Here is a 19488-nt window from a genome sequence, read left to right on the forward strand (position 1 = left end):
CACTACCGTCTTACTTCAGGCCACGTCTTTCCAGAATGTTTTCTGTGGTGAAGTTTCGGCTTGTTTCCATGAGCAGATCATAATCTGCAGCATCATTGTATTTCTTCAGAAGGGTTTTGATCTCTTCAGAGGTGTACACATACATCTCATCACTGGTATCCAGCTGCTCCAGCTTGCTGTAAGCTTCTGCGCCACTGGCAACAAGAGGTCCTGGTGCCATGGTGATGGCCTTGCCTTCCGGTTTGATGGCATCCCCATGTCCTGTGATGCCGTTATAAAGAAGAACTACACCATAAGCATCTGACGCGGATCCGGAGTTGATGACTGCACCGTCCAGCGTTGGGTTTCCTGTAGAGTCCAGAGTGCTGAATGCCTTCTTGGTGTTCTCTCCAAAGTTTGCCTGACAAAGAAGCTTGATGTTCTTGCCCAAGGCTTTCTCCACTTCATCGATGGCGGTTCCAAAAGTTTCAGCGGTAGGATATACAGAAACGATGACATCATAGTCTCCTGTCTGCAGCAGTCCTGAAACCCCTGAGACATATCCGTCCATATTGGGGAATCCTGGCACGATGGTGATTTTCACTTCGTCATTGCCTGTGGCAATCTCTGTAGTAGCGTTCAGTGTAGCAAGTTCTGTGACGTCCGCATCATAGGTCAGATCATATTTTGTCTGAAGGGTTTCCAGCATGGATTTTGCTCCTTCACGATGGGATGCAACACCCATGGCGGATCCACCAGATATCACAATGAAATTCGCAGGTTCAGCAGAATCAAACTGCGCATCTATGAGCTCTCCATAAGCATCAGCAACCTTGCTTAAATCAATTCCTGTGATGCCCATATAGGTGGGAACAGAGGCTACTTCCTCATAGAGTGTGGAAGATACCACTGCGGTGTACACACCAAGCTCGTCTGCTTTTGATACCAGCTGCTCTGTCCCATCTGTTACGAGGGAAAGCAATCCGTCAGCGCCAGCTGCGTAGGAGTTCTCAAGGAACGTCATAAGCTGCGCGGTATCAGAAATGGCTTCGGAGAAGATAAAGTCAATGCCCAGTGCAGGTCCCAGATGATCCTCCAGATACGTCATTCTTGTCTGAGTGGTTGCATCAATGGCATTCCAGGCTACAGCAATGGTCACGTTCTCTTCTTCAGATGGAGCAGGAGTCTCATTTTCAGTTCCAGGAGTGGAAGGAGCAGACGGATCTGGCGATTCCTTGCTTCCGCAGGCTGCAAGGCCCGCCACCATCATCACAGATGCCAGTAATAGTGCAAGTTTCTTTTTCATTTCATTTCCCCCAATATTTATATTTCATTATCTGGTAATCGATCCGGCCGTTTCTGACCTGCAAAGATAAATGTCAGAAAGAATATTCCTCTGACCAGTTGAAGAATTGTTGGACTGATGCCAACCATGAGCAGTCCGTTGTTTAGAAGTGTAACCGTAATGGCTCCAAGAGCTCCTGCATAGACATAAGATCTTGTTCCGCCAAACACAGACATGCCGCCAAGGACAATGGCCAGCACCACATCCATATTAAGACTCGAAGCAGTTCCAACACCGATGGTCCCGGTTCTGATGCCTGTCATGATGGCCGCAAGTCCAATTCCTACACCGGATACAGCAAAAGCAATCATCAGGTATTTATTCAGGAAAATACCGCTCTGCTCTGCACAGATTTTATTGGACCCTAAAAACTTAATAGAGCGTCCGATGGCTGTATAGTGAAAGAGCACCGCACATAGAATGAAGTAGGCTGCAAAGGCGATATAGTGAAAATTCGCATTGGTCAGAGATGCTGTCATCTCATAGGGCAGTGTTAAGGTTCCTGCACCCAGGATGGTCTGCAGAATCGCCTGGAACAGAACCATGACCACAATAGATACAAACATCACCGAAACTCTCAGAACTGTGCTCAGCACAGCTGTTACAACCATAATCAAGGTAGCCACAACGATGGCTGTTAGAATCATCACAGCTACGGATTCTGTCGCAAGGTATGCCTTGCTCATGATGGCAGCTGTTATGGCAGTGGTCGCTCCCAGAGCGATACTCACATTTCCTGTTCCAAATATAAACACTGCACCCGTAGCCACAGTACCTATGATCACCGCCTGTGTGATGATCAGCTTTAGATTTCGGACATCCCCAAATTTTCCATCTGTAGCGATGTTGAATCCAATGGCCATGACAACCAAAAGAAAGATCGGCACCAGACGAATGAAGAATTGCTGTTCATTTAACTGTTTTAATTTCTCCTTCATTTCTTCCTCCTACAACATGGCATTAATCAGTTTATGTTCGCTGAATCCTTCACTTCTGTGAATCTCAGCACTGATTGCGCCGTCTTTCATGATGATGATCCGATCACTCATGCCAATGAGTTCTGGAAGCTCCTCGCTGATGAGTAGAATGGACTTCCCGCTTTTTTTCATTTCATAGATCAGTTTATACATTGCTGCCTTGACCCCAATATCCACACCTCGTGTAGGACAGTCCATGATGAGAATATCGGAATCAACACCTATCCATTTACCAAAAACAATCTTTTGCTTGTTTCCGCCAGACAGCGTACTTACCAGATGATTTTCAGATGCGCATTTGATTGACAGGTCTTCAATTTGCTTTTTTGCATACTGTGATTCTTTTTTGAAGGACAGGAGGGGTCCAAAAGCTTTATTGATGTCATGGGCAATGCTGACAATATTTTCCTTCACTGTGGCATTGAGTGCCAGAGACTCCCGATCCCGATTTTTAGAAAGATAAGCCATTTTGTGCCTGACTGCTTTCTTTGTACTGTCAATGACGCTGCCATCTGCTAGAGTCACCTTCCCATCCAGCACTTTTTCCGCACCAAATAGCGCTTTTCCCAAAGTGTGCATGCCGCAATCTGATAGTCCACCGATGCCCAGCACCTCGCCTTTATGAAGCTCTAGATTAAAACAAAGCAAATCCTCCAATGTCGTAATCTGATCCGCCCGTAAGACCACTTCATCTCCGTAGCCTTCCTCATCTGCATGATAGTAGTCCCCTTCAAGGTTTCGTCCGATCATCATTTCCTTCATACGGTCAGTGTCAAACTGATTTTTTTCTAAGGTTCCAATATAATCCCCGTCACGAAGCACATGAATGATGTCACACTGCTCCATGAGCTCTTCCAGGTCATGGCTGATAAAAAGAACCGTTGTCCCCTTTGAGGTCAGCTTCTTCATGAGAGCATAGAGGAGTTCTCGGCCAATATGAGACAAGGCAGTTGTGGTCTCATCCACTATAAAAACTTTAGGATTCCAGTACATCGCTTTTGCAATCTCCACCAGTTTGCGGTCTTGAAGATCCAGCTTGGATGTAGGACTTTCAGCGTTAAAGGAAGTAATCTCCAGTTCATCCAGAATTCTCTGAGCAGCTGCAAACATCTTCTTTCTGCTGATGAATATTCCTTTGGAAAACAGCATTTCCTGGCCTAAGAATATATTTTCTGCCACAGAAATGTTCTCGATGGTCCCTGTTTCCTGAACAATCATCGCTACTCCATTTTTCTGGGCTTCCAGCACACTCCCGGGGTTCCATTTCTGTCCATCTAAATAAATCTTTCCACTGGTCTCATCTTGAATTCCTGCAAGTATCGATGCGAGTGTGGATTTTCCACTTCCATTTTCTCCAACGAGTCCGCACACCAGGCCTTTTGGCACGGTGAAGGATACTTCATTCAATGCAACGGTTACGCCAAAATGCTTGGATACTTTGCTGACTTCAATAAACCGATCATTGAAATCGTCACTCTTTACCATTTCCATAACATACACGTTCCTCCCCTGTATTCGTTAACATAAACAATGTATCATGTTTTTTTCTAGTCTGTTAGAAAAAAAACTTCGATATTAGTATTATTTTAATCTAATTGCATGAATTTGCATGTTTTCGTTGATTAATTCCTGTGTCTTGGTTATAATTTCTTCAAATAACTATATTCCCCTTGATAAAAGATATACATGAACTCTGTTCTTTATGAAGGTCAGTTTCATTAAAAGGAGTACCCTATGATCAGCAGAACATTAGACTTCATCACAAAGATATTGAAAAACACATTGAAACTGGACATGCATTATTTCCTTGAGCCTTACAATGATTTACCCGCGTTTGATCTTTATCTTCGGGACAGTCTGGAGAGAACGCAGGAGCTTTATGATGATGTTCGCGGTTTTATCCGAGAGATGGATCATCATACATTTCACATCGTCACCGACTCTTATATGCTGAACTATATTTTTTTCTATCCTTACGAGGACAAAAATGACCTTATCACCATCGGACCTTATTTTAATAAAACTGTCGATGACAAGTACTGGCAAGATCTCACAGAGGAGCACAATCTTACCATTTCTAATGTGCAGCATTTGAAAAGTTTTATTTACGGCATTCCAGTCATTAACACCAATCTGCATATCATCTCCACCATTGGTAATATCGTGAGCTACATCAACCCAGATGCCACACCATTTTCTATTCAGTACCATGATCTCTCAGATGTATCCAAGCTTGGAATCGTCTATCAGCCAAAATCTGATTTTGATGCCTACTCCAGAAAAGTGGAGCTGAGATACCGTACCGAGAAAGAACTTTTACAGCATATCTCCGCAGGAGACCGAAAAGCGGCATTGGAGGCTGCGAAAAGATTCGTTAGCGCACCCTTTGAACCCCGATTGACCAGCACGTTAAGAGAGCAAAAATCACTTCTTATCACCGCAAACACTCTTTTCAGAAAAGCCATTGAACCCAATGAGATTCATCCGATATTTTTACATGAAATTTCAAGCAAGTTTGTGAACTATATTGAAAACGCCCTTAGCGAGACGGCCCTTGACCACTTATATGAAAAGATGATTCGCGAATACTGCCTTCTTGTGAAGACAAAATCCACCAAGCAGTATTCCCATTGTGTACGGCAGACTCTCTATTTCATCGACTTCAATCTGGATGCGAAAATCAATCTTTCAGATTTAGCGGAAAAATACAATGTATCTGTCCCTTACCTTTCCAATCTTTTTAAAAAGGAAGTTGGCACGACCATCATCAAGTACATCAACAAGCTGCGAATCGAAAGAGCGAAAAGCCTTCTGAACTCCAGCTCCCTTTCCATTCAGGATATCGCCATCCATGTGGGTATTTATGACCATAATTACTTCACGAAGGTGTTTAAGAAAGAAGTAGGGGTAGCACCGACGGATTTTAGAAGCAACTCCTACCAAGAGAAAAATAAATAACCGAGCATGGTGCAATCCTCTTCTCGGTTATTTGAAATTCGTGACATATTTACTTCAGCTCTTTTTGTTACAGGAACTTCAATGGTCCTTGCCATATGTTTTTACTGGAAGATACTTTTCGCTCTTTTTCAAACATAAGAACGATATCAGATGCCTAAAACCAAAAACGGCTCCCTCTGAATAGAAGGGTAGCCGCTTTTTCGTTGTTATACTATTTGTTTCTAAGTTGCATTTCACTATACAATAACTCTTATCTTTTTTAGTTTTGTTTTTTTTCCTATGGCTGTAGCTCCTCCTGGAGGGTAAGCAAACTCACCATTCTCAACAGGACTTCCTCTGAATCTTCACTATAATAGCCACCACTTACGCTAAGTGTACCATTTTCTGATAGGAAAGTGATTCCACGTATGCTTGTGCTTCCACTGCCTTGTCCCAGATCAATGTTCATATCTACCTGCCATGTTCCTGTTTCTTTTTCATTCGAGTGTGCATTGGCAAAGGTAAAGGATTCTATTTTGATACCTTCTTTCTCGAGCTTCATCATATTGTCAAGAAAAACAGCCTTCTGCTTCTCCTGGTAAGTCTTAAAGCCCATATTCTGATAGTATTCTGTTCTCTCTAGGATCTTTTCTTCCTCAATCCCAATACTGTCTTGCATCTCTTCGAACGTTGATGCCGGGATCAGTGCAGCTAGTCTGCCCATGAGGTTTTCTGTAAAGGTGACTGGACTACCATAGGCTGCTGGCAGGTAGTATTCTACACCTTCAGCGTCTTTTTCAAGGATGTAGTCATACCCGATATTCAAATAATCTTCTCCTTCAGATACCACCTGGAGTGCTCCATTAATCAGGGACTGAACAGTTCCTTTATTTTTCTCATAGTACTCCTTGGGAATCGGCGCATAGGTGATTTCATGACTGTTCATTACCATCAGGGAGGACCAGAAAGCATTGATATCCTTTGATTGAAGGTACATCTGGTACTCGCTCTGGTGTATTTCCTTTCGGATATAATACGTCTCCCCACCTAAGTCCACCTTTTTGTATTCCTCCTCCCAGTCAAATGAGAATCGGGCATCCGCATCTGTCATTTCTTTATAGAGACCTTCAATGTCTAGATAGCGGAAGGCTTTCTCATAGTCTTTTTTTTGTAAAGCACTTAAGAACGCCCTGCTGGCCAAAATTTCATCCACACTGGTGAAGGCAATGCCTTGCCCTCTCACTTCATTCCTTGTGAGAAATCCTGCCCCCATTAGTGGAACTATGAGGGCGACAATTAGAAGTGATGCTGCCCAACGATGCCTGATTTTCCGAAAACTTTTTTGAAAGGTCATATTCTGCTTCTGGATTTCTGGACTGATCTTTGTCTCTGATATGATTGGTGCTTGCAAAGTATCTAGTATGCTTTTGCATTTCTCACAGGTGGCAAGATGCTCTTCCACCATTTTTTTTGTTTCTTCAGAGCATTCGTCTGACACGTAAAGAATCAGAAGATCCTCTATCACATGGCAAGGTATCATAATAGCGCCTCCATTTCTATTTTTAGTTTCTGTTTTCCTCGAAAGAATGTGACCTTAGCCCAGCTTTCTGTACGGCCATACATCGCAGCAATTTCTGAAAATGGCAGCTCTCCATAGGTCCTTAGAATCATCACATCTCGATATGGTTCTGAAAGCCCCAGAAGAGCTTTTCGCACCATATCAATCTGATGCTTTCTAATATACTCTTCTTCCAGATGGTTCCCAGAGCTCCTGTCTGCCATGGCATCTGTAGAAAGGAGTTTCTTCCTTCTCAGCTCTTGAAGCCATTCATTCTTCGCAATCTGACAGAGCCAAGTATAAATACTGCTTTTTCCTTGAAACTGATTCATGGAAAGAAGCGCCTTATAGAAGGTCTGCTGAGTGAGTTCTTCTGCAAGCAGTTCATTTCCAGTGAGCGCTAGTAAGAACTTATACACTTTTTTTGCTTCCTCTTCATATAGTTCAGAGAAATCTCCCATAGGCAACCTCCTTTCATTCACACTCAATCATTAGATGCGCTTCTATGATAAAAGTTACAATTTTACTGAAATATTTTTTCTATTCTAACTATATCTTGAATTCTCCTTACTGAACACACGGGTATGTGAAACCAGAGAAGTTTCTTTTTTCCCGCAAATGTGTGCTGAGTTCAGTTTACGCAAGAGCTGTACTCCGCATTATGAAAGTTTCCAGCACAATCTACTTATCAACTTTAAAAGGGTTATTTGAAGTGTTTCTTCAGATAACCCTTTTAATATGAATGGCATAATTGATGATACCTCCAGAAATAGTTCATCATAACATTTCGTTTCTTTTATGTAATGCCCTTCGAAAACCTATTCTTCTAGAAATTTATTAAGATCCTCCATCAGAAGATGCATCGTGGTTCCTGGATCAAACTGTGAAGGTCTCATCTGATCTCCTTTAAATATACTCATTCTACGTTTCGCATGCTTGATGGCAATAACCAAACCTTCTGAGGAAGCCAGCTGTTCATAAAGGTCATGAGCGTTTTTTTGGTACTTTCCTCCTCCTAACTTTCGTTCCGAAAAAATAGCATCCAACTTTTTACACCATTCATCCCGACGCAAAGCAGAGTCACTATAGAAAAAGTGAAGATAAGCCCAATATTCAAAAGACTGATTGCTCCAAGCCACCTGATATCCCTTCTTCGTTCCTTCCGCGATAGCCTCATCAAAGTCCTGAAAATCATCTTTGTCAAAAACAACCCAGATATTCTGATAGAGCACTTTTGCTTTCTTTACAATCTCTTCTGTTTTTTCAACCAGCTTGCATGTGGAGCATCCCTCTCCTCTAATTTCAAAGATGGGAACTTCTATCAGCTTCACATTTCCACCAATACTTTTTTTTATTTGTTTCACAATTCCTTGAAGGTACAGTGGTTCACTCTTTTCACCTTCTGTCACAATTAGAAAGGAGTTTGCTCTCGGCTGACGGAATCCACTGTCTCTTTTTTTTCGAACTTCTCTCCTTTTCTTAAAAAGATCATCACTGCCCATGATTCGCCTCCTACAACTGATAGTTACTGAGACTTGGAATACCACCATAAACCCCTGCCAGATAATCCTTCTCAAAGGATGCATCAGACCGCACCTTATAGTCGGAAAGGGCTACTAACTCTGAACGGCCAAACTCATCCTTATTTACAAAGAGAATCTGGTCCCGTCGGAAAAACTGGCGATCCAAAAGCGTTGTATCATGAGTAGTGTAAATAAGCTGAGCCTGGGTGTTATGCTCATAAAATAAGTCAATGATGAACTTCAGCAGCAGAGGATGCAGCCTGGTATTTAGCTCGTCTATCACCATAGTATATCCATTATTAATTGCCCACTTGCTGAGAATGTAGAGCATGATACTCTTGTTCGTCCCATGAGATTCTCTCAGAAGACTCAACTTATAGCAATTCCCTTCCACATCATGATACTCTGTCCACACTAAAGTTTGATCCTCTGATTTCTCATAATAGATGTCTTTGATACCGCTATCAATGGCATCAAGAAATCGTAAGAGATTCTCTTTATCTGTATCAATGACCCCTGGCAGAAACTTCGTGAGATACGCTTTGCTCTCAAAATATCTTGAATCACCTACCATAATATCAGTAATAGTATCCGATGCATCACTAAAAGTATTCATCGGAAGCTTCAGTTTGCTTAAAAAGGTAAGTGCAAGAGTCTCTTTAGGAATCTGGTGTCTATAAGGTTCACAGTATTTTCTTACAGATGCACCAAATTGAATCTCGTCCATATTCCTTTCAAATACTGTAGTGTTCCGGTTAGTTTTCGTATTTTTCTTATAGAACCATTCCGTCGCAATTTTTTCGCTGTTGTATTCAAACCCATATTTATATTCATAGTGGTCGTGAATCCAAACCAGTTCCAGCTCGGTATTTTCTCTTTCCTTAGTGAATTCAAAAGGCAGATAGTACTTTGAAACTGCCAGATCTTCTTTCTCCTTTGCGCTGTTTAGTGATTCTTCAACCAATTTCTTGAAATTGTCCAACGCTAAACAGAGATTGGATTTCCCACTGGCATTGGCACCATAAATAGATACTACTTTGAGAAACTTATCCTTCAGCCCCAAATCAATAAGATTAGATTCATGTTCTTTATATGCATGAACCGCTGAAAGATCTAGTGTGACTTTATCCTTAAATGATGTAAAGTTCTTGATGCTGAACTGAATAATCATAGAATCCACCTCCTTTTCTTTATCCTACCTCAAAACGAACTCTACATCAACATTTTTGTGATTTTTTCTCATTTTATGTAATCTGGTATTGATTTTGCTGTTCAAGTCCTTTGGTTTTATACTCTATCTCCAAGTTAGCCAGTAATGATACATATAGAAAATACAGACCAATGACGCTACACAGACATACTTTTGTCTACTGCTTCAAACTTACAAGCAGAATCCTTTGTTGACGGATTTCCTCATATAAACCCAAAGCATACTCTTTGATGTCACTAACATTGATCATATTATACTTTTCTCTTACGCTGCTGAAGTACCGGGTCATGCTTTCTTTCTTTATCACTTCACTTGAAGGGGCTCCTTCATCCGTATTTCTTCTTGCATTTCTCCAGGGCTCTTCTTCATGAGTCATCCGCTCCAAGACTTTTCCACTATAACATCCAAAAAACTCAGCCACTGCCTTCAGTGTCTCCTTTTCTTCAATTGATAATTTATTACATCTGCTTTGGTGATCTTCCTCTATTGGGAGACAACCATAATTTCTGTATTTTTCATAGATTCTTCTATACACTGGTCCATGGCTCCAAGCTTCACAGTCTTCTTCAAACATAAATTCGCTATGAAACGCCTTTTGAAACCCTTGTGCAAAATACAGAAGCTTTTGAAGCGCAAGAGGCGTTATCTCCACTGCTTCTTCAAGTAAGCAGCACACAGCTTCTTCCATCTTGCTGAGTTCTTCCTCTTTCCGGCCCATGACTTCTTTCACTGCTGCCAGACTTTTATGATAGGCCTCAAGAGAAATCTTCTCTTTATGGTGCTCCAGTAGATTCTGGTAATAGGCTGCATTTTGAGAGATCAGTTTTAACATCTCCGGATAGTCTTTTGTCGGAAGATCCCCAGTGGCATACCTGCTTAAGGTGTTTTCTTTCCAACCTAGAAGAAGTGAAAGGGGTCTTTTCCCGATGTCATATTTCTTTAGAATCTCTTCTATCTCCTCTGCCTTTATGAGCTTAAGCGCCTCCCTGTAGTCATCGCGAGCTTTCCTCAACGTATCATCCCTCAACGCTGGCAGATAACCTTCTGACGCAAAGGTGCAGCAATAACCGGATTCACGCACAGCCTCTGCTGTGATTTCTCTACTCTTCTTTATGGCTGTTTCCGATTGGACGCTGCAGCTCTTGATCTCTCTGCAGTTCTTACAAAAACGCATCATATGAACTCCATCCCCTTTCCATTTCAGACTGCCTTTTCCTCACCTGAATCTATCAGAACCTCAAACTGCTTTTTGTGAAATGAGGCAACAGTAGAATACGCTGTACCCGCTTTCCTTCTCACCCTATGGATTTCGAGGTATCTGTCAGTAGCACCCAGGATCCCATAACCCAAACCATCTTGTATGAAAATACAAATAAGATCTCGCGCGGTAGATGCTTCATCCTATGAGAACGGTTATTTCAGCAAGATATTCTAACTCATCATCAGTTCATACAAAAAAATGGACCAGAAATGGGCTGCCCACCTTCTGGTCCGTGATTCCCTCGTGATGAGCTTCACCACACATTATAGGAATCAGAGTCGTATCTATTCAGTTTTTAACGTAGGCAATGGAAGGCTCTATTCATCCCCCAACAGACTCATCTGCTCCACTTCCTGGTGATAGTGAAGCATCTCCAGGTTTTCTTCTGCTGGTTCCTCTTCTCCGTTATAGGTGCTTTCCTCCACCTTCAGATACTCCATGGTGCCTGAAGTGTTCTCCACAATCTTCATCATGAAAATCACCTTGAACTGGTTCATGATGGAGTTCTGTTTGAGATCCGTAAGGCAGATGAGCTGGGTGTTGTACTTCTTGGCAATATCAAACAGCGGCTTCAAGAGATGATCCGATGAAATAGGCCCAAAGGGGTTGTCCATGAGGAGCACCTTGGCATCCTGATTCTTCCTGCCATAATCCTCCGTATCCTTTCTGCTGTTTCTTGCATAGGACATGAGGGCAATCATCACGGCAAAGAAGGACACAAACCGCTCCCCACCAGAGTTTTCCCGCATGACCTTCTCCCAGTCTTTCGCCTTGCTGTTCTGGGCATTGATGTCCACTTTATAGGCCTTGATGCGAAGATCCGAAAGGTTTGAGATGACATTGAGAAGCTCTTCACTGGACATGAACTTTGAAATCAGATCCCTCACTTCTTTTTGCCCTTTCCCGGCCTTCAGCTGATCCTTCACCTCGCTGGCACACTCTTTGATATAGCTTCTCATGGACTCTATGCCTTTTTCCTCAGGCTCCAGATCCCGAAGAAGAATCTCAATCATCTTCACTTTACGGTTTCTGCCATCCAGCTGGATGCTGGAGTCCTCGGCAATGCGGTTCACATGGTCATAGATTTCCTTGGAAAGGTTGTAGCTTTGCATCACCATATCCTGGAAAGTGTTTTCCATTTTCTCCAGCCGTATTTCCTGAACATGAATGAGCTTTCTCAAAACTTCCAGCTGATTTTCCATATACTCATAAAGATAGTAATAGTTGTCAGGATCCCTTTCCGCCATCTCCTGCATCTTGCCCACCTGATGCAAAATTCCGGTGATATTCTGATGCTTTTCCTTGAAGCCGTCCCTTAGATTCCAAAAGCTCTGCTGAATCCTGATTTTCTCTTCTTCCATCTTTCTCAGGAGCTCAGAAAGTTCGCCGGATACCTCTTTAAAGCCCGTCTCCACATCCCGGTCTCCTGGCCAGACCATGGTGCTGATCTTAATCTTACTCATGCGCAGCTTTTCTTCAATCTGGATTCTCACATCCACATAGATTCTCCTGGTGTTTTCGAGGTTTTTCACCTGGTCTTCAAGCCTTTTCCTGCTTACGCCGCACTCTGCTTTTCGCTCTTTATACCTGCCGTGAATGTCCTCTTTAGGCAGGAGGGCTCCCCCTCTCGACTTGAGAGACTCAAGCATATTTTCACAAACCCCAGAAAGCTTGTCCGCTTCAGAAGATGCCTCATCAGAGATTTTCCGTTCTTTCTTATATGCAGTCTCCAGTTGCTTTCTAAGACCCAGGAGCCTGTCTCCTTCGGACTCCAGATACTTGATATGGAGATACTCTTCAGAGGGAACCTCCTTCTTTAGAAGCTCCTTCTCTTTGGATTTCAGCACCTGGACTCTTGCCCTCAGCGTCTCTTCCAGCCGCTTCATATTTCCATCCAGTTTTTCCTGATACACCTTATATCTCTTCTGGAGCTCTTCAATACTGCCCTCTTCCATGACTTTTTCAGGAGCTGATGCATAATGTCCATATTCTTTTTGGCATCTCTCTTGTTCCTCAAGGGTCCTGAAACTCTCCCGCTCCAGTTCCAGCTGCTTTTCTGTAAGAAGGCTCTCCTCCTTCTCCAGATCAAGAAGACGTTTACTGAGCTCCTCCATTTTTTTCTTCAGATGATCTTTTTCCTGAAGGTGCCTTTCATAGGCCTCATTTTCTTCCAGATGCTCCTCCAGTATCCGAAGCTTTTTGGATGCCTCTTCCAAGAGACCTTTCTTTTCGTCTTTCTCTTTCTCCATCTCGAACCTGATTTTCTTGATCTCTTCTCTTCTTTTTAAGAGGCGCTCTTCTTCCTCCTTGAGCCTTAGGATGTCAGAACGAAGTTTTTCTTCTGTAGCGGCAGCTTCGCTGAAATAGCTTTCCGTATAGGTAAACTCAGCCAAGAGCCTTTCATTTTCACGCAGCTCCTGAAGATGGTCTTCGTAATGTTTTCTCCGTTCCTCTTCTTCTCTCAGCCTTCCCTCCAGTTCTTTTTTATAGGCATCCAAGCCATCACTTTCAAACAGTCTTTCATCGGGCTTTGAAAAAATCATCTTTCCAGGACCGAGGAGAAGGAAGCTTCCTGAATCCTCCTGGTCTCCTTGCAGGCTTCCATAAGTCATCACAGGCACCGGTTCAAGGAGAGGTCTTTCCGGCATAGCGTTTTTCAGCTTTTCCAGTTCTTCCTCTGTCATAAGAAACGCATAGGGAAGAAGGGGCATGGCATGCAAGAGTTTTCTTCGGAGGTCCATGGTGTGTTTCTGAAGGTAATTTTCCCCCGTATCAAACTCAATACCAGACTCCTGAAGATGATGAAAGAACTCTTTGGACACATGAAGCACGCCGTTTTCCATGGCATTTTTTCGGCTCATAAGGCTCCGGATCTCTTCCTTTACCTGATCGAGCTTCTCCTGACCCTCCTCCAGGAGCCCTTTTAAGACGCCTTTCAGATACGCCTTCTGAAACCGCTTCGATGCACTGATCTGATATTTGCTGAGGCATTGAAGCACCCTTTCTTCTATCTTCTCAAAGTCTGAAATCTCTTTTTGGAGCTTCTTCAGATCGTTCTCCTCATCCTTTGTTTTCAGTCTTATCCTTGGAATCTCTTCCTGCAGCGCCTCTTCTTCCTGGTAAAGGTTCTCCCTCTTTTCTTCCAGGGCCATCAGATTCTTCTTGGCTCTTTCGATGTCTTCCCGGATTCTTTCCAAAAGGGCTGCAGTGCTCTTCTCTTCAAGACCCTTCATGAGATTTCTTGAAAGGATCACCTGATACTTCTCTTGGATCTCCTTCTCTCTCATTTCAAACTGGTGAATCAGCCCAGTAAGGGCGCTTTCTTTCCCCAGGACTTGTCTTTCTTCCTTACGGATGGAGGCAGCCTCCAGCTTCCCTAGTTCTTTTTTCTCCACCACATCTTCCAGCTGTTTTTTCAGATCAGACTGCTTCTGAAGAAGATTCTCCATTTTTTCCTCCAGCAGCATCTTTAACGAGTAGGCAATCCGCGCCATGGTCTCCTGGTCTTCGGAAGGCTCTTTCAGCCTTTTCAGTTCTTCTTCTATCCCTGCGGTTTCCACTTGAAGTGAGAGGATCTCCTCGTAGAGTTTCCGGGCATCCAGCACTTCAATGTCCTGCTGCACCTTCGCCCGTCTTTCTTCCAGCTCTTCCAGCTGAGACCTGTATCGATCCGCCTGCTCCTTGCTCTTTTCAAAGCGCTCTTTCGATACATAGTACGCTTCTGATTGCTCCTCTGCATCAATACGGGCAAGCTCCTTCTGAATCTCTAAGAGTTCCGCTTCCCCTTGGCTCCTCTTTTCTGTGATCCGCTCCAGTTCCACATGAAGAAACTGCTCTAAAGATCTCAGTTCTTTTTCTTTTTCCATCTTCTCCGCCTGGGTGCTGGCTAAGCTGTAGGCAGATACGCTGAGCCCTTGGAGCTTCTTGGAGAACTCTAAAAGAAGATCTCGCTCCAGGATAAATGCTTCATTGTCAATCATAGACTGGCCCAGATTTCCCATCATCTCCGTGAGGCTTTGGGATTCCTTCTGGTTGTCATAGAGGACTTTATTCACGGTGTTCAGGATCCATTCTTTCAGAAGTAGCCTTGGGGTTTTGCATTTCTCAAAAATCTTGATGAGACCGCCTTCTTCGGAGTTTATGGGCAAAAGCACCGTTTTCCACTCATCGGGATGGATGTTAAAGCTTTCCAGATGCCTTTTATAGTCTCCCCGTTCAGAATCACTGAAATAGGACACGTTGCCGCCTCTTTTTCTCTTGGTGTCCTGAAGAAACCTCTGGGCTTCCTGATATCCTTTCACTAGAACTCTGTTTTTTTCTTTGGTGGTGAGCTCCATGTGTCGGATGTCCATAGGGTCACTGAGCTTGTAGTGCACCGTGAAGGTGAAGTACCGGATGGCATGGCTTTCTTCTTCCTGGTCTTGGGAGACACTTTCCTTATTCATCATGGCGATGCCTGTGAGAAGATATCCGCCTCCCTGATCCAGTTTCCACTCGATGAGGATGTAGGCTGGCTGCTTTTTTCGGATGAAAAAGTCGCTCATTTTTCTTTTTTGAAGGGGCTGATTGGGCAAGATCGGCTGCATCAGTGCCTGGACCAGAACACTTTTCCCGCCGCCATTTTTTAAGCTGATGAGCGTATCTTCTCCCTGATGAAGATTGAAAAGCTCATCCAGAATCAGTCTCTTGTCGCCGTTGTAGGAGAAGTTTATGATACGGATTCTACTGATTTTCGGCATAGTCTTCCTCCCTGAATATCTTCTGAATCTCCTGGACCCGTTCTTCGTTGAGATAGTAATGGAGCATGAGATCGTCCAGCTTTTCTGTGGTTCTTACCTCTTTCTCGTCTTCTGAGATGCGGAGAAGCCCTTCCATCTGAAGGAGCTTGACCACCCTTAAGAGAAAGCCCATCTTTGTGGTGATTCTGCTGTTTTCTTCATGTCCCTTCTTGATGTCCCATACCTGTGCGCAGATTTCAAAGTTCATGCTGATCTTCTGGTCCAGCTCTTTGGCTGCTTCTTTCTTCTGAAGCACTTCTCCTGTTCTTCTGTCCATTTCCTCCACCACGTGGAGAAGGGAGAGAAATTCTCGTTGCTTGGGATCTCTGTTTTTTCCGCCGTAAAAGAGATTGAGAATCACAGCTGCAATATAATAGGCAAGGAAGGCATCTGCCTGACGAGCACTGCTTCCGAGCCATTCCCGGGTGTCCCTGTGTTTAAAACCCAGGAGCTCATTGTCCTCTGAAGGAATGAGATAGAGGGTGTTATTTACTCTCTTCACTTCTGCCTCCAGCTCTTCCGCCATGGTTCCAAGGATTTCTTCCACCTCCAGCTCACTGATGTAGGAAATAAAGAGATCCTTATGGCTGGTTCTTGTGAGTTTTCCATCTGTCATGAGCACTTTCAGAATCTGTGAAGCTGTTCTAATATGTTCCATATTTTTTCACCACCTTGATGCTGATATTGTCGACTTCTATGGTCCTTCGATAAAGAACTGCGTCTGTCTTTTCTTCCAGAAGGATCGTGAAGCTTTCTTCTTCAATCTTCTGGAACTGTATTTTGTCTATGGATTCAAAGGCTGATCCACGGTAGAGAAGCTGATAAAGCAGGGCATCCACGTTGAACTCTCCCGTAGGATTTCCTAGAAATGCCTTGTCTGATTCCCGGAAGGCCTTCACATCCAACGTCTCCATTTCATAGAGTTTCAGCATGGTGATGAAGAGGAGATTCTCCTTGGTAAGTTCTTGAAACTCTTCCGGATCTTTCTGAAGGGCTTCACAAAGGGTTTTAAAGTCTAGGGTTCCTTCTCTTTTTTCTGCTTCCTCCACCATACTCTTTAGGATGTTCAGATAGACTTCACTTCTCTTTTCATTTCTTTCTTTTTCCACATCTTCTTTCATTTCCTCCACAAGGATCCCCACAGGATCCTCCGAAGCTTCTTCTGAAAGCTTTCCCTGGGGCTTGTAGAAAAGACTCAGGGGAAGGTGCCGATATGGCTCCACATGGAAAAGTGGGGTGAAGATCTTCCAGAGATCCTTAGTTCTCTCTTCTTCCATACGTTCCATGGGCTTTAGGATCTCTTTTTCAAAGTCGTATCTTCTTTGAGTGGAAAACTGAAAACTCTCTTCCAGAGTGGACTTCAAGATTTTATAAGATCCTTCCCGGCTGTTGATGAGGTGCGCCTGCTCTTTTCTGGCTAAGGCAAGGTTACTCACAATCCTCTTCATTTCCATCTGGGCTTTTCTCAGGTCTTCCGTAAGCTCTCCACGCTTTTCATAATCTTCCCGGATTCTTCCTTCTGAGCGCCGAACCATGTTCTGGATCTCTCCCAGGGTCTTGTACTCCTCCTGCAATAGCTTATAGGTGCTGGAGATGAGTTCATCAAATTTTGTGAGATCCAGATCCATGATGTTTCCTCTGGCCGCCTGGATAAACTGCTCCAGGTCTCTTTTTTTCTGACGGACCATCTGCACCAGATTGCTGCTTTGCTGCAGTGCTTTCCTATAGTTCTTCCTCTTAATGAGTTCCCGCAGCTTGAACTCTTCCACGGAGAAGCTGATTTCATTGTCCACTTCTTTGGTTCGGAAAAGAAAATCATAGCCTTGATCCGTCAGGGAATAGACGCTCACATACCCCTGAGGCCGGTCTTCCACTTTTTCATTGAGAAGCTTGATCCGAAGCTCTGTCCATTCTTTGGTCTCGTAGTTCATCACCGGATAATAGGTGTTCTTTCCTTCAAACTGCAGGATGGTTTTGATGATGTACTCTGTGACTGGGAGTGCCTGGTCTTTGGCTTTTGGATAGTGGTAAAACTCTTCTAGAACATCCTCCACGAAGACCGAAATGGTTTTTATGGTGCACTCTTCCTCTTCTGTTAAGGTCTTTTCCATGATAAAGACCAGCACGGAGAAAATGAGGTTTTCGAACTCCTTATCTCCAATGGGGTGTTCCAGTTCCACTTTTTTGTTTCTTCGGTTGATGAGGGCATCCACCACGCCAATGAGCTGCATCCGCTGATGAAACCCTTCTAAAAACTCATACATGCTCTATTCCTTTCATTTTGGATTTCAGAAGACTCCAGTTCAAAATCTCCTGGGGGATGTATCGCCCCTTCTCCAAAATCTGTAGTATCTTCTTCTGATGCTCTTCACTGAAATTTGCAAGAAAGCCTTCAAGGTCTGCCCTGGGTGTCCTATGGTCTCTTGTTTCTGGGTAGGCTTTCTGAAGCTTTTCCTCCAGCATAGCCTCATAGGCTTTTAGAAGCAGTTTTACGTTCACTTCCGGGTTCTTTTCTTTGGCTTCCTGATAGATGGAGATGCCCTCATAATCCAGGTCTCCAAAATAGTAGAAGTCATTTTGATGTTCTCCCAGCACTTCTTCCATATACTCTCGAAGTCTTCCTGACTGCCTGGTGATTTTCTTTCCTTCTCCGTAAAGGAGAACCTTTACGGGGATGCCAAAGACTACAGGCTTATTTTCTTCTCGCATGATTTTCCGCAAGGTATACCAGGTGTCTTTATTTTCCACAATGAGGATCTGGCCTTCTTTAAGACTTGGATGAATGTACTCAAAGAATGGCTCCGGCGTTGGATAGGTATGAAGATCCTCAAAACTGAACCCCTGCATTCTAAAGTAGCTTGAAAACTGGTTTTCAATGGATTTCAGGAGCTTTTCTTTTCCAAAGATGGAGAAGGATCGTTCATTGATGGACATGGGCTCCAGAAGCTCTTCTGATCTACTCCACAGAAAACTGCTCAGTGCTTCTATTTCCTCTGAGATTCTCTCATACTGCTCTGGGTGGGTGAGATAGTACTGATGATCAAATCTTCCGTGCAGAAGCTTTATTTTCTCAAAAGACTCTCTATGGTCTTTTTCAGGTTTCAAAATTTTATACTTATTATAAAGGGCTGGTCTTCGTCCATTGAGGCCTGACGATTTCACCGGTAGTAAAAACCCTTCTTCCACATAGCACCTGATGGTTTCCGCCATCTCCTCATAGCTGTTTTTAGACTGGTTGATGATTTCAGAAAGCTCTATGATTTTCTTTGGATAATTCTCTATATAGATCCTGCTTTTCATATGATCCTCCAGAATGTTTTTCGATACTCTTATTGTATCAGAATATAAGCGTGACACGTTGCAATCTGTGGATTTTCTCATGAATTATCTAGAAGATATTTTATCGTTTTAAGTTTGTTTGAGACTTAGGGAAAGCCGTTTCACTCATAATAAAAAGCTTGGATATCAAACCAAGCTTTTTACCTGTTCTCTGCTATTTATCTTCTTCATCTCTATCTACGTTCTTTCATTCATTTAGGATTAAGTACGGTGAACCGTACCATAAGTAAATGCGGTTTCAAAAATATTTTCTGAAAGTTAACAACCCTTCAAGATGTATTACATACTTGAAAAAAATCATATAAGAACCACATTGACAATCATATTTATACATTTACTCAGCTTATATAATGCGAAAAACCTTGCATGATTATTTCATGGTCGTAGCATCAGCAGTACGCTTTCGAGCATCACTAATACTTATAAAAGCATCAGCTTGAAGTTTGCAGTTGTTTCATGTAAAAGCAGCGTTGATTCACAGATAAGCATCATTACCTGTAAGATTATATTGAGATATGAGTCTCAAATAATTAACAGGAAGGAGGCCAGAATATGGCCAGCAAAATCAAAGTCAAGCTTAT

General features: G+C 43.1%; 13 protein-coding genes. 1 reads left to right on the forward strand and 12 read right to left on the reverse strand.

Features of this window, described 5'->3' with window-relative positions; genetic code table 11:
- Positions 1 to 10: 10 nt before the first annotated feature.
- From BM243_RS12665 to BM243_RS12675, 3 genes are read right to left on the reverse strand one after another with little or no spacing between them, the layout of a single operon-like run.
- On the reverse strand, positions 11 to 1285 hold the full coding sequence (locus BM243_RS12665; RefSeq protein WP_074912714.1) for a hypothetical protein: 1275 nt from the start codon (positions 1283 to 1285) through the stop codon (positions 11 to 13).
- 17 nt (positions 1286 to 1302) lie between these two features.
- Positions 1303 to 2262, reverse strand: a complete 960-nt coding sequence (locus BM243_RS12670; protein WP_074912715.1) for an ABC transporter permease — start codon at positions 2260 to 2262, stop codon at positions 1303 to 1305.
- Between the two features lie 9 nt (positions 2263 to 2271).
- On the reverse strand, positions 2272 to 3792 hold the full coding sequence (locus BM243_RS12675) for a sugar ABC transporter ATP-binding protein (protein WP_242943563.1): 1521 nt from the start codon (positions 3790 to 3792) through the stop codon (positions 2272 to 2274).
- Between the two features lie 243 nt (positions 3793 to 4035).
- On the opposite strand from BM243_RS12675, the gene BM243_RS12680 reads away from it, so the two are divergent.
- Positions 4036 to 5259, forward strand: coding sequence for a helix-turn-helix transcriptional regulator (locus BM243_RS12680; RefSeq protein WP_074912716.1), 1224 nt, complete (start codon positions 4036 to 4038; stop codon positions 5257 to 5259).
- Positions 5260 to 5536: 277 nt separating this feature from the next.
- On the opposite strand, the gene BM243_RS12685 is transcribed toward BM243_RS12680, so the two are convergent.
- From BM243_RS12685 to BM243_RS12725, 9 genes are all read right to left on the reverse strand, one after another.
- On the reverse strand, positions 5537 to 6778 hold the full coding sequence (locus BM243_RS12685; RefSeq protein ID WP_074912717.1) for a zf-HC2 domain-containing protein: 1242 nt from the start codon (positions 6776 to 6778) through the stop codon (positions 5537 to 5539).
- Entirely contained in the window at positions 6775 to 7257 is a 483-nt protein-coding gene (locus tag BM243_RS12690) for an RNA polymerase sigma factor (protein WP_074912718.1), read from the reverse strand. Before BM243_RS12690 ends, BM243_RS12685 begins: the two co-directional genes overlap by 4 nt.
- Before the next feature lie 357 nt (positions 7258 to 7614).
- On the reverse strand, positions 7615 to 8298 hold the full coding sequence (locus tag BM243_RS12695) for an RloB family protein (RefSeq protein WP_074912719.1): 684 nt from the start codon (positions 8296 to 8298) through the stop codon (positions 7615 to 7617).
- Between the two features lie 10 nt (positions 8299 to 8308).
- Positions 8309 to 9490, reverse strand: coding sequence for an AAA family ATPase (locus BM243_RS12700; RefSeq protein ID WP_074912720.1), 1182 nt, complete (start codon positions 9488 to 9490; stop codon positions 8309 to 8311).
- A 196-nt stretch (positions 9491 to 9686) separates the two neighbouring features.
- Complete coding sequence (locus BM243_RS12705) at positions 9687 to 10706, reverse strand: type II toxin-antitoxin system antitoxin SocA domain-containing protein (RefSeq protein ID WP_074912721.1); 1020 nt, start codon at positions 10704 to 10706, stop codon at positions 9687 to 9689.
- A gap of 401 nt (positions 10707 to 11107) precedes the next feature.
- Positions 11108 to 15529: an SMC family protein gene (locus tag BM243_RS12710; RefSeq protein ID WP_074912722.1), complete on the reverse strand. Its 4422-nt coding sequence runs from the start codon at positions 15527 to 15529 to the stop codon at positions 11108 to 11110.
- The gene (locus BM243_RS12715; protein WP_031577952.1) at positions 15513 to 16226 is read right to left on the reverse strand and encodes a DUF6063 family protein; all 714 of its coding nucleotides are present in this window, start codon (positions 16224 to 16226) and stop codon (positions 15513 to 15515) included. Before BM243_RS12715 ends, BM243_RS12710 begins: the two co-directional genes overlap by 17 nt.
- Positions 16213 to 17832 (reverse strand): hypothetical protein, encoded by a 1620-nt coding sequence (locus tag BM243_RS12720; protein WP_074912723.1) that lies wholly within the window; start codon positions 17830 to 17832, stop codon positions 16213 to 16215. Before BM243_RS12720 ends, BM243_RS12715 begins: the two co-directional genes overlap by 14 nt.
- Positions 17825 to 18868 carry a Wadjet anti-phage system protein JetD domain-containing protein gene (locus BM243_RS12725; RefSeq protein ID WP_031577950.1) on the reverse strand — a complete coding sequence of 348 codons (1044 nt, stop codon included), beginning with the start codon at positions 18866 to 18868 and terminating at the stop codon, positions 17825 to 17827. The genes BM243_RS12720 and BM243_RS12725 overlap by 8 nt, the downstream gene beginning before the upstream one ends.
- Positions 18869 to 19488 lie beyond the last annotated feature (620 nt).

It is taken from the genome of Proteiniclasticum ruminis (genome assembly GCF_900115135.1).
Taxonomy (GTDB): Bacteria; Bacillota; Clostridia; order Clostridiales; family Clostridiaceae; genus Proteiniclasticum; species Proteiniclasticum ruminis_A.